The sequence below is a fragment of the Brevundimonas sp. genome (assembly GCF_044239655.1).
Lineage (GTDB): Bacteria > Pseudomonadota > Alphaproteobacteria > Caulobacterales > Caulobacteraceae > Brevundimonas.
The window spans coordinates 1-12482 of the sequence record NZ_JBIIAY010000096.1 but is presented as its reverse complement, the minus strand read 5'-3'; the positions used below and the strand labels follow the sequence as shown (position 1 = coordinate 12482).

9 protein-coding genes are annotated in these 12482 nt (G+C 67.9%); 2 read left to right on the top strand and 7 right to left on the bottom strand.

What is annotated here, in order from left to right; all coding sequences use genetic code 11:
• From ACILQR_RS12370 to ACILQR_RS12350, 5 genes are all read right to left on the bottom strand, one after another.
• The coding region (locus ACILQR_RS12370; RefSeq protein ID WP_395651708.1) for an enoyl-ACP reductase at positions 1-402 on the bottom strand (402 nt) is incomplete at its 3' end.
• A 74-nt stretch (positions 403-476) separates the two neighbouring features.
• Positions 477-944, bottom strand: a complete 468-nt coding sequence (locus tag ACILQR_RS12365) for a universal stress protein (protein ID WP_395651707.1) — start codon at positions 942-944, stop codon at positions 477-479.
• Positions 945-1080: 136 nt separating this feature from the next.
• Positions 1081-5937: an NAD-glutamate dehydrogenase gene (locus ACILQR_RS12360; protein WP_395651706.1), complete on the bottom strand. Its 4857-nt coding sequence runs from the start codon at positions 5935-5937 to the stop codon at positions 1081-1083.
• A gap of 203 nt (positions 5938-6140) precedes the next feature.
• Positions 6141-7010, bottom strand: coding sequence for an outer membrane protein (locus ACILQR_RS12355; protein ID WP_395651705.1), 870 nt, complete (start codon positions 7008-7010; stop codon positions 6141-6143).
• A 310-nt stretch (positions 7011-7320) separates the two neighbouring features.
• Positions 7321-8457 (bottom strand): AI-2E family transporter, encoded by a 1137-nt coding sequence (locus ACILQR_RS12350; RefSeq protein WP_395651704.1) that lies wholly within the window; start codon positions 8455-8457, stop codon positions 7321-7323.
• Positions 8458-8558: 101 nt separating this feature from the next.
• Between ACILQR_RS12350 and ACILQR_RS12345 the strand changes: the two genes are divergently transcribed.
• Together ACILQR_RS12345 and ACILQR_RS12340 are read left to right on the top strand one after the other, a co-directional pair.
• On the top strand, positions 8559-10175 hold the full coding sequence (locus ACILQR_RS12345; RefSeq protein ID WP_395651703.1) for a helicase HerA-like domain-containing protein: 1617 nt from the start codon (positions 8559-8561) through the stop codon (positions 10173-10175).
• A gap of 79 nt (positions 10176-10254) precedes the next feature.
• Complete coding sequence (locus ACILQR_RS12340) at positions 10255-11199, top strand: DMT family transporter (RefSeq protein ID WP_395651702.1); 945 nt, start codon at positions 10255-10257, stop codon at positions 11197-11199.
• Between the two features lie 366 nt (positions 11200-11565).
• Here ACILQR_RS12340 and dut read toward each other — a convergent pair whose 3' ends face one another.
• Together dut and ACILQR_RS12330 are read right to left on the bottom strand one after the other, a co-directional pair.
• Positions 11566-12015 carry a dUTP diphosphatase gene (dut, locus tag ACILQR_RS12335; RefSeq protein ID WP_395651701.1) on the bottom strand — a complete coding sequence of 150 codons (450 nt, stop codon included), beginning with the start codon at positions 12013-12015 and terminating at the stop codon, positions 11566-11568.
• A gap of 4 nt (positions 12016-12019) precedes the next feature.
• The coding region (locus ACILQR_RS12330) for a phosphopantothenoylcysteine decarboxylase (RefSeq protein WP_395651700.1) at positions 12020-12482 on the bottom strand (463 nt) is incomplete at its 5' end.

The window sequence follows — 12482 nt, the reverse complement described above, 5'->3', positions numbered from 1 at the left end:
GCTGAAACAGCTGATGTTCATGGCCAGCAGGAAGCTGTCGCGGGTCGTGTTGTCGATGAACGATCCCTTGAGCTCGTCCTTGTTGGCGAAGGCGACCGAGTGGACGACGAAGTCGATCGTGCCGAATTCCTTCTCAAGCGCCTCGAACGCGGCGTCCATCGAGGCGTCGTCGGTGACGTCGGCGGGGATCAGCAGCTTGGCGCCCACGCTCTCGGCCAGCGGGCGCACGCGGCGCTCCAGTCCCTCGCCCAGATAGGTGAAGGCCAGTTCGGCGCCCTGGGCGGCCAGTTGGCTCGCGATACCCCAGGCGATCGAGTTGGCGTTGGCCACCCCCATGATCAGGCCCTTCTTGCCCTTCATCAGTTCGCCCTTGGGCATGGTCCAGGCGGATTCGGTGGCCATGGTGGAGGTTCCTTCTTAATATGCGCGAGGGTTAGCAGCGACCGGGGCGGGGGCCAAGCGTCGGGCGCCCGGTGCTAGGCCAGATCCTCGATCTCGCTGTCGGTCAGCTCGCCGGGTACGATGGTCACCGGCAGCTTGCGCCCGGTGAAGGCGGCACCCTGTTTCAGCATGGCCGAGACCAGGGGCCCCGAGGCCTTGCCGCCGCCGGCCGAGGCCAGGACCAGGATCTTGATCTCGGGATCGGCCCCGACGACCTTGCGGATCGCCGCCTGGGGGTCGCCTTCCTCGATGACGAAGACCGGCTGGGCCCCAGAGCGTTCCTGGGCCTCGGCCCCCAGGGTGTTGAGCAGAGCCTCGGCCTCGGCCCGCTGCTCGCGCTGGATCTCCTCGCGCACCCCCGACCAGTGCTCGTCGGAGGTGTCGGGAATGACGCGCAGCATGACCACCCGCCCCCCGGTCGAGCGGGCCCGACGCGACGCATAGCGCAGGGCCGCCTCGAACTCGGGACTGTCGTCGACGACGACCAGGAATTTGCGTGGCATATCGGCTCCCCAACCTGACCTGCGCGTTGAGATCGCGCCTGTTTCGAGTGCTAGTGCTTGTGATTAGTGAGCAAGACAGCCACGCTCATCCTGGCTCACCAGCACTAGCACCAATCACCTGATCACGCGCCGTCTCTCAAGTCGCGGAACTGACGATACCCCGGATCGCGCCGTTGGCGATGGTCAGCTTGGCGAAGGTCCAGCCGGCACCCGAGGCGTCGATCTCGTCGACCGAGGCGCGGAGGGCGTCGACCATCTTCTGCCGCGACCCGATCCAGGCATCCACGGCGGCCTCGGCCGTCGCTTCGGCGGCACCGACCGAGGGTTCCGACGCCTTGGCCACCGCGCGGGTCAGGGCGACCTGTTCGCTCATCAGGTCCTCGATCAGGCGACGCACGGCCAGACGGTCGAAATGGTCGTTGGACGGGATCGACCCGGCCGCCGCCCGAAGCCGGTCGAACTCGAACGCCGCGCCGACCTGGTGATACAGCCGCGCCATACCGGCCTCGGACCAGGCGGATTCGCCCGCCAGATCGCCGATATCGAGGGTCGAGACCAGCGACCGCATCAGGGCCACGGTGCGTGACAGCTCTTCGGGTGCTCCGCCGGCGACGAAGTTGTCCGTGCGCTTGGTCAACCGGTCCTGCTCGAACCGCGACAGCACCGCCCCGCCATCGGCCCTCAGCGCATCGGCGGCCGGACGATAGGTGTCGATCAGCCCCTGGACGGTCGCCCCCTCGCGGGTCGCCCGCCGCGCCAGCCAGAAGGTCTGGCGACGCAGCACGACCGCGATCTCGCGATAGAGCGCCGTCTGGGTCTCGGCCGGGACCTTGAGGTCGAGCGCATTGACCGCGTCCCAGGCCTCGTCCAGCCGGAATACCCGCCGCGCCGCCTCGAAGGCGACGACGAAGGCGGTGGTGTCGCATTCTGCCGCAGACCGCAGCCGATCGGGGAAGGTCGGCCCCGTCATGTTGACGATCTCGTTGCACAGCACCGTCGCCACGATCTCGCGCCGCAGCCGGTGGCCCTTCATCTGGTCCTCGAACCGGGCGAGCGGTTCGGGGAAGTAGCGGACCAGGGTTTCCTCGAAGAACGGATCCTCGGGCGCATCGGAGGCGACGATCTCGTCGGCCAGTTCCAGCTTGGCATAGGCCATCAGCACGGCCAGTTCGGGCCGGGTCAGGGCTTTTCCTGTCGCCCGCATCTCGCCGATCTGGATGTCGCCGGGCAGGCCCTCGACCTTGCGATCCAGCTTGCCGCGCGCGACCAGCGACTGCATGAACCGTTGCTGGGCGTCGAGCCCGCCGGGCCCTTCCGCCTGTTGCAGGGTCAGGGCCAGGGTCTGGTCGTAGTTGTGAGCCAGCACTTTCAGGCCGACCTCGTCTGTCATGGAGGCCAGCAGGTCGTTGCGCTCATCGGCCGGCAGGACGCCGTTGGTCACGGCCGACCCGACCAGGATCTTGATGTTGACCTCGTGGTCTGAGGTATCGACGCCGGCCGAGTTGTCGATGGCGTCGGTGTTCATCCGCCCGCCGTTTGCGGCAAAGGCGATGCGTCCCGCCTGGGTGAAGCCGAGGTTCGCGCCCTCGCCCACCACCTTGACCCTCAGTTCCGTGGCGTCGATCCGCAGGGCGTCGGTGCCCTTGTCGCCGACCTGGGCATCGGTCTCGGTCGGGGCCTTCACATAGGTGCCGATGCCGCCGAGATAGAGCAGGTCCGCGTTTGCCTTGAGGATCGCCCGCATCAGGGTAACGGGATCGACGCTGTCCTCGGCGATGTCGAGCAGGGTCTTGATCTGGGGCGTCAGGGCGATCGACTTGGCCTGACGCGAGAAGACGCCGCCGCCTTCGGAGATCAGGGCCTTGTCATAGTCCTGCCAGGACGAGCGCGGCAGGTCGAACATCTGCTTGCGTTCGGCCCATGACGTCGCCGGATCGGGCGTCGGGTCGATGAAGATGTCGCGGTGATCGAAGGCGGCGACCAGCTTTGTCGCCTTTGACAGCAACAGGCCGTTGCCGAACACGTCGCCCGACATGTCACCCACGCCGACGCAGGTGAAGGGCTGGCTCTGGATGTCGTGGCCCAGTTCGCGGAAGTGGCGCTTGACCGCCTCCCAGGCACCGCGCGCCGTGATCCCCATGGCCTTGTGGTCGTAGCCGATCGACCCACCCGAGGCGAAGGCGTCGCCCAGCCAGAAGCCGTAGTCGGCCGAGACGCCGTTGGCGATGTCACTGAAGGTCGCCGTCCCCTTGTCGGCCGCGACGACCAGATAGGGATCATCGCCTTCCCAGGCGACGACATTGGCCGGATGGATCACCGACCCGTCGGCGGCGATATTGTCGGTGATGTCCAGAAGGCCGGACAGGAAGGTCCTGTAGGCGCGAATGGCCTCGGCCTGTTGCGCATCGCGATCGGCCCCGGCGCGGACCAGTCCGGCCAGATATTTCGGGAAGAAGCCGCCCTTGGAGCCGACGGGCACGATGACCGCGTTCTTGACCTGCTGCGCCTTGACCAGGCCCAGCACCTCGGTGCGGAAGTCGTCTCTGCGGTCCGACCAGCGCAGGCCACCGCGGGCCACGGGTCCGAATCTCAGGTGAACACCCTCGATGTGCGGGGCCCAGACGAAGATTTCGCGATAGGGTTTGGGCAGGGGCAGGTCGTCGAGTTCGCGCGAGGCGATCTTGATCGAGATATGCGGCTTGGGCGCGCCGTCCGCTCCGACCTGGTAGAAATTGGTCCGCTTGATCGCGCCGATCAGCAGCATCAGCCGGCGCAGGACCCGGTCGTGGTCCAGCGACTTCACGTCCTGAAGCAGGGCCGTGATCTTTGTCACGAGTTCGGCCGTATCGGCCTCGCGGGTCGTGGCGGCCCCACCGTGGGCGGGATCGAATTTGCAGGCGAAAAGGCTGATCAGGGCGCGGGCGACATCGGGATAGTCGCGCAGGGCTTCTTCCTGCACCGCCTGGGACGGATCGAGCCCGGTCTGCTGGCGATAGCGGGCCAGGGTCCGCACCAGGGCGGCCTCGCGCCAGTCGACGCCGAGTTCCAGCACCAGCCGGTTGAAGCCGTCGCTCTCGGTGGTCTTGTTCCAGACCGCAGTGAAGGCGGTCTCGAACGGCGTCTTGATGTCGGCGAACACCAGGGACCCGCCGCGCGGATCCTCCAGCAGGAACTCGTGGACGTGGATCTCCGGATCACCGAACGGCCGGATCGCGTGACCGAATTCCTCGAGCGTCTTCAGCCCCATGTCGGCCAGGATCGGCAGGACGTCGGACAGGGGCACGGCCGCGCCGCGATGGTAGAGCTTGAACCGGAACTGCAGTTCGCTGTCGCCCGCCACGCGGAAGGCGCGCACGGCGACCGGTTCGCCGACCCCGGCCCCGGCCCCGGCGTTCAGCCGGTCGATCTCCTGTAGGTCCGCGACCGCCTCGGCGGCGTCATAGCGGGCGCGATATCCGGCCCCGAAGGCCTCGGCCCATTTGGTGGACAGGGCGCCGATCTCGGCGTCGGCGATGTCGGCCTCGCGCGCGGCGGTCTCGAACCGGTCGATCCAGCTGCGTCCGGCCTCGGTGACCGCGGCCTCGAGTGCGACCGGATCGGGCGTCGGGTGATCGCCGGGCGTGACGCCGAGGATGTAGTGGACCCGCACCAGCGGCGTGTCCGACAGCAGCGGATACCAGGCCGACATCCGCCCGCCCCATGCCTGGGCCAGGATCGCGCCGATCCGCTCGCGCACCGAGGCGTCGTATCGCTCACGCGGAATGAAGGCCAGGACCGAGACGAACCGGTCGAACGGGTCCTTGCGCGTGAAGGTCTTGATCCGGGGCCGGTCATAGAGGTGCAGGATGCCGAGCGAGATCGACAGCAGCTCGTCCTCGGTGATCTGGAAAAGTTCGTCCCGGGGATAGTTCTCCAGGATGTTCTTCAGCCGCTTTTCGTTGTGGCTGCCGGGGACCTTGCCCGCCCGTTCAAGGGCGTTGGCCACCTTGCGCCGGACCAGCGGCACCTCGGAGGCGGCACGGTCATAGGCCTCTGCGGTGAACAGGCCGACGAAGCGGGTCTCTCCGGCCGGCCGGCCGTCCTCGCCGTACCGCTTGACCCCGACGTAATCCATATAGGCGCGGCGGTGGACCCGGCTGCGCAGATTGGCCTTGGCCACCGTCACCGGCTCGGAAAGATCCATCTGGCGCTTGATCTGGGCGGTCAGGACGGCGGGCTCGGAGGTACGGCGCAGCACGGTCCGCTGGCGGTCGCGCAGGACGCCGACGCCCTCTGCCACCTGACCCAGGGGTTCTTCGGCCGCATAGCCGCCGTCCGCCGTGCGGGGATAGGCGTAGTCACGCGCTCCGAGGAAGACGAAATGGTCGTCCCGCATCCAGTTCAGGAAGGCGATGTTCTCGGCCGCAACCTCGGGCGACACTGATCCCGGACAGGCCTGAAGATGGGCGATCGACCGCTCCATCAGGTCCGACATGGCGGTGTGGTCTTCCACGGCCCACCGCACGTCGGTCATGGCCGTCGAAAGCTCGGAGGACAGCACCTCGCGCCGTTCGGCGGGCAGGGGGTCGATCACCACCATGATGGTCGATATCCGCCCGCAGGCGGACGCGACGACCGGGTGATACAGGGCCCGCACCGACACGCCCGCGTCGGCCATCTCGCCCATCACGCTGTCCACCAGGAAAGGCCGGTCGTCCTGGAGGATGATCACGACGTCATAGGCCGTCGTGCCGTCCGCCGAGGCCAGGGGGCGAACTTCGATCGAGGGGTCCTGGCCGGCCTTGCGCGTCTCCACGGCGGTCCAGACGGCGCTGAGCAGGGCAGCGACGGCCGTGACGCCCAGTTCGGGCGTCTCGTCGGCCGCATAGTCCTCGTGCGCCTGGGCCAGGAAGGACCGTGCCGCCTCCCCGTCCGGTCCACCGCTGCCCTGGAAGGCTGTCGCCAGCGCCTCCAGCGAAAACGCCTGAGGGACGGTGCGGAGGTCGCCGGACATGGGCAGTGTCTCTTGGAAAGCGCGGCTCTTGTGGCCGCCTTTGATGACGACACCGTAGAGCCTCGCAAGGGCTGTGCAAGGCCGGGCGGATTATGCCGCGTCAGAGCCGAGAATATGGCCGGACAAACAAAACCGGACCCGCTTTCGCGAGTCCGGCGATGTTTTTCGACCCCGCCGGTACGGCAGGCTCGGCACGTTCGGTCCTAGAAGCGGTAGCTCATGCCGAGGTTGAAGCCGTGCATCCCGAAGCGCGAGTTCGACCGGATCTGGTCGGTGCCCGTGGTGAAGGGGGCCAGGATGAAGGGGTTGGTCGCCGGGGCGGTGCCCGCGCCGGTGCGGATCACATAGTCGCCGGCGTCCAGCGAGGTATAGAGGTACTCGCCGGTCAGGCTCAGGTTCGGAGCCAGGGCGTATTCGATGCCGCCACCCAGCTGGTAGCCGTCAGCCTTGTCGTCATCGGTGCTGGCGCGGAACGAGTTGGCGCCGTTCGAGGTGATGTAGCTGTTGTCCAGCTCGCCGGTGGCATAGCCGCCGGTGACGTAAGCGAGCGCCGGGCCATAGGCGTAGCCGAGACGGGCGCGGACGGCCGCCAGTTGCTGAAGCGTACGGGTGAAGGTGTAGTAGGCCGGGGTGGTGCTGAAGCCCGTGACCGAATCTTCCTGGTTCACGAAGCTGTAGTCGACCACGCCACCGACGACGAAGCTGCCGAGCTGGTAGTCGTAACCGGCGCGGATGCCGCCCTGGGTACCGCCGGCATCTTCGTCGCAGCCGCTGGCGGCGACGGCGTTGGCCGCATTGCCGTCGCAGAAGCCGGGGCTGAACGCGTCGGCACGCGCGGCACCGGCCAGCAGGACGGGATCGCCATAGTTGCCGTCCAGGTTGCGGTCAAAGCGGATGGTCTCGTTGCCTTCACCGTTCTGCTGGGTGAAGCCGCCGAAAGCGCCCACGTAGGGGCCGGTCCAGGTGTCGGGCGTATAGCCCCACATCCCGCTCTGGGCCGAGGCGGCGCCGGCGGAGGCGAAGAAGGCCGCAGCAGCGGCGGCGGTCAGGAGCGTCTTGGTCGAGCGGTTCATGGCGGTGGCGTATCCCGTGGATCGGTGAATAAGGAGAGCGGTCCTGACGGACGCATGAACGGAGCTACGGCAGCGCTGTTCCCACGGATGCGCGCGGGTTTGACTCCGCGGAAGGCTGTGCGACCAATCTGCAACACGTCAGGGTGGTGGGCGCGAAAAAGGCCGCCGGACGGGGGGTCCGACGGCCTCATCTCGATCCGGCGCTAGGAGGGGGAGGGCGCGCCGGTCGGTAAACGCCGGCCCGGAGGGGGGATGGGCCAGCGTCAGACCCCCAGATGGGGTCGGATCGTGGCGTCGCAAGGGCGAAGGATCAGGCTTTCGACTCCGGCCCCTGCGACCCGACGCCGCGCTTGCGGGTCCTTCGGGTTTCAGCCTCGCGTTCCTCGGCGGCATAGGGCTTGCCGTCCCCTGACAGCAGGATCGCCATCCAGTGGGAGCCCCTGAACTCGGCCAGTATGGCCATGGCCATGACGGCCAGGGGCGTCGACAGGAACATCCCCACCACGCCCCACATCTTGCCGAACAGCGCCAGCGACAGCAGCACGGCGACGGCGTCGATGTTCTGGTTGTCGCCCTGCATCCGGGGCTGGACCATGTTGCCGACGATGAACAGGATGAGCTGCAGCCCGACCAGCAGGATCAGCGCCGGCCAGTAACTCTCGAACTGGACCAGGGCGAAGACGGGCGGTGCCAGTCCGCCCACGGCCCCGCCCAGCACGGGAATGAAGCCCACGATGAAGATGACGAAGGTCCAGAACTCCGCATTCTGGAGGCCCACCGCCTTCATCAGGATCCAGGCGGCGACGCAGATCATCGCCCCCGTCACCGACTGGACCCAGATATACCCCTCGACGCCACCGCGAACGCGATGGAACACCTGCAACGCCTCGTCGCGCTGACCGCCGTCCGGGAACATGGCGACGAGCTTTCGGCGGAACCCGCCCTGCGAGGCCAGCAGGAAGCCCAGATAGACCAGGACGAAGAAGGCGCCCGACACCACGCCCTGGGCCTGGACGGCGGCGCTCGCCAGATAGGAGCGGATGTCCAGGCCGTTGATCACGTCCTGGGCCGTCGGCGGGGAGGCGATCCGGAACACGCCGTAGACGTCGGCGATGATCTGGTCGATGCGCGGCCCGATATTGGTCGCCACGCCCGAGGCCTGGCCGAAGAATCCTGCGGCGCCATAGACGATGATGGCGATCGAACCGGCGAAGATCAGCACCACCACCAGCAGGGCCGCGAGCCCGGCCCAGCGATGGGGCAGGGGCGTCTTCTGCTCGATGGTCCGCTTCACCCCGTCGATCACGATCAGCAGGAAGATGGCCATGGCCAGAGGCGTCAGGATGTCGGACAGCCAGACCAGGGCGGCGGCGGTGACCACCACAGCGATCAGGACCAGGGCGTTGCGGGCGACGGTCGGGCTGGGGACGACGACTGGGGTTTTCATGGAATCCGTTGTCATGGGCGCGCGAAGGCCCGTCAATCGGCCTTGGCTCTGGAGAGGCGGATAAGGCTGCGCTAAGCCGGAGGTTCCAACGGAGACTTCTGATGCCCGACGCCGCCCTGCCCCCTCCCGGACTTCTCGTCGGACAGTCGAACGACGGGGATGTCGCGAGCGCCCAGACCCTGCTGTTTCACCGCGCCAACCGCCACGGCGTCATCGCCGGGGCGACCGGCACCGGCAAGACGGTGACGCTCCAGATCATGGCCCAGGGGTTCTCCGACGCGGGCGTCCCTGTCTTCTGTGCCGACGTGAAGGGCGACCTGTCCGGGATCTCGCAGATCGGAACGCCGAACGAAAAGCTTCTGGCCCGCGCCACCAGCATCGGCCTGACGCTCGCGCCGAAGGCCGCGCCGGTGGTGTTCTGGGACCTGTACGGGGTGAAGGGCCACCCGGTTCGCGCCACCATCTCCGAAATCGGGCCCCTGCTGCTGGCCCGGATGATGGACCTGAACGACGTCCAGGAAGGGGTTCTGGCCGTCGCCTTCCACGTCGCCGACAAGGAGGGCCTGCTGCTGCTCGACCTCGACGACCTGCGCTCCCTGCTGGCCTATGTGGGTGAGAATGCCGCCGTGATCGGGCGCGAGGTCGGCAATGTGGCCCCCGCCTCCATCGCCTCGATCCAGCGGGCCATCCTGCAGTTGGAACAGGACGGCGGTGACGTCTTCTTCGGCGAGCCGGCGCTGAAGCTGACCGACCTGATGCAGATCGCCCCGGACGGTCGGGGTCAGGTCAATGTGCTGGACTCGACCCGGCTGATGAACAGCCCGCGCCTGTACGGCGCCTTCCTGTTGTGGCTGATGTCGGAACTGTTCGAGCAACTGCCCGAGGTCGGCGATCCCGAAAAGCCGAAGATGGTCTTCTTCTTCGACGAGGCGCACCTGCTGTTCCGCGACGCGCCCAAACCCCTGCTGGAAAAGATCGAACAGGTCGTGCGCCTGATCCGGTCCAAGGGCGTCGGCATCTATTTCATCACCCAGAACCCGGCCGACATCCCTGACAGCGTCCTGGCGCAGCTCGGCAACCGTATCCAGCATGCGCTTCGCGCTTACACCCCCGCCGAACAGCGCGGCCTGAAGGCGGCGTCGGAAAGCTTCCGTGCCAACCCCGCCTTTGACACGAAGGACGCGATCCAGGCTCTGGGCACCGGCGAGGCCATCGTCTCCCTGCTGGACGAGAAGGGGGCCCCGACGATCACGGCCCGCACCCTGATCCGCCCGCCCGACAGCCGCCTGGGTCCTGCCACCGACCTCGAGCGCGCGGCGATCATTGCGGCCAGTCCGTTCAAGAGCGCCTATGAAGCCGCCATCGACCGCGAGTCGGCCGAGGAGGTTCTCGCCGCCCGTCACGCCGCCGCCGGTGCCGCCGAGGCCGACCGCGAGGCCGCCGAGGCGAAGGCGCGTGCGGACGCCGCCGCCGCCAAACAGCGCGACGCCGACCAGAAGGCGGCCGACAAGGCAGCGGACAAGGCCGCCCGCGACCAGGCCGCCGACCGCGCCCGCTACGACCGCGAAACCGCCCGCACCCGCGCGCCGGCCAGGCCCCGCGCCTCAAACCGCCAGACCCCGATGGAGGCCCTGACCAAATCGGTCCTGCGCACGGCGGGATCGACGATCACCCGTGAATTGTTGCGGGGCATACTGGGCGGGTTGAAGCGTCGCTGAGAGGTGTCGACTCCGCCGATCTGCGGAAAAGCCGGTCAGGCATTCGAGTTCGTACGCCGAACGGTCTAGACACCGGCCGATGCCGACCGCGACCCCCGACCTGAAGCGCGACAATCCCGACACCATCGCCGGCGGCATTGCGCTGCGGGTCGCGGCGGCGGGGCTGTTCTCGGTGATGGCTGCCCTGCTCAAACTGGCGACGACGCATGGGGTCGTGGCGCCCGAGCTGGTGTTCTGGCGCGCCCTGTTCGGCCTGCCGGTCGTGGTGGTCTGGGCCCTGACCACGCAAGGGGGGGGCGCCTCGCTCAAGACCCAGCGGCCGGGGGTCCACGTCTTCCGCTGCGTGCTGGGCATCAGCGCCCTGATGTGCAATTTCCAGGCGCTCAGCATGCTGGCCCTGGCCGATGCGACCACTATCGGCTTCACCGCCCCGATCTTCGCCACCCTGCTGTCCGGCCTGATCCTGAAGGAGGCGGTGGGTCGCCATCGCTGGGCGGCTGTGCTGATCGGCTTCGTGGGGGTGGCGGTGGTGCTGCACGGCGGATCGGGGCCGCACGTCGGGCCGTCGATGGTGGGGGTTGCCGTGGGTCTGGTCGGGGCGCTGGGCACGGCGGGCGTCACGGTCACCCTGCGCCAGCTCAAGGACACCGAACAGGTCGCGGCCATCGTCTTCTGGTTCTTCGTCGCCTCCATCGGCGTGGGGGCGGTGCTGCTGCCGTTCTTCGGGTCATGGCACGGTCCGGCCGTCATGGCCCTGCTGGCCGGCGGGGGCGTCGCGGGCGGTCTGGCCCAGATCTGCATGACCGCCTCGCTGCGTCAGGCCCCGGTCGCGGTCATCGCCCCGTTCGACTATCTTCAGATCGTCGGTGCGGTGCTGTTCGGCTGGTGGCTGCTGGCGACGACGCCGACGATGAACACCCTGGCCGGTGCGGCCCTCATTGCAGCCAGCGGCCTCTACACCGTCTGGCGCGAGCGCGTCCGGCACAAGGAACGGATGATCCAGAGCACCTCGGCTCCGGTCTGAAGCATTTCCGCGCCCATCGTGCCCATCATCTTCGCAGTTGCGGCCGGTAGCTTTGACGGGTGCCGACCAAAATGAAATGACACCGGAGAAGGAAAATAATCCTGTTCAGGTCTTGCGCTGGATCAGGGTCCTCCCCACGTCCTGAGATCGGTCTTTGAAATGTCCAGCCGTGAGGCTTCCGTTGCGACGATGAGGTTGCGTATGGGCCGGTTCATCGCGCGGCGCACGGGAAGGTGAACTGGCGGTTTGGCGGTTTGGCGGCCTGTTTTCAACACCGCCACCGCCAGGGCCGCGCAGGCTGCGCGGTCCGGGGAGGGCTGAAATCAGGTCGCTTTGTCGACCGTATCGACCCGAAGCGAAATCGCTCTATCGCCCCGTGGACCCGAACCCACCCGCGCCCCGCACGGTCTCATCCAGGGTCTCGACCTCTTCCACAACAGCCTGCGCATGCGCCGCGATCACCATCTGGGCGATACGCTCGCCGCGCCGGATCACGAAGGGCTCCGAGCCGTGGTTGATCAGGATGACCCCCACCTCACCGCGATAGTCGCTGTCGATCGTGCCGGGCGAGTTCAGACAGGTGATCCCGTGCTTGAGCGCCAGCCCCGACCGGGGACGCACCTGGGCCTCCCAGCCCGGCTCCAGCGCGATCTTGAGACCTGTCGGGACCAGCGCCCGCGCGCCCGGTTCCAGCGTCACCGGTGCATCGTCCGGCACCGCAGCCCGCAGATCCATCCCGGCGGAGCCGGACGTCTCATAGGCGGGCAGAGACAGGCCCTCGGCATGCGGAAGCCGCTGGATGCGCAAGGTGGTCATGAGCTCAGGCCTTCGACAGATGGTCGGCGATGCGCAGCGCCAGGGCCCGCGCGATTTCGGACTTCGACTGACGCGGCCAGCTTTCGGTCGCCCCGGCCGTGACCAGCAGCACGGTGTTGCCGTCCGAGCCGAAGACGTCGGCCGAGACGTCGTTGCCGACGATCCAGTCGCAGCCCTTTCTTGACAGCTTGGAGCGCGCATTGGCCTCCAGGTCGGTGGTCTCGGCGGCGAAACCGATGACCAGGGCGGGTCGTCTGGGTCCCGGCGCGGCGATCCCGGCCAGGATGTCGGGGTTTTCGATCAGGCTGAGGGTCGGCGGGCCGCCCGGTCCCTTCTTGATCTTGCCGCCGGCGACGGTGTCCACCCGCCAGTCGGCCACGGCCGCCGACAGCACCGCGACGTCGGCGGGCAGGGAGCTTTCCGTCGCCGCCTGCATCTCCAGCGCGCCCTCGACGTCGATCCGGGTC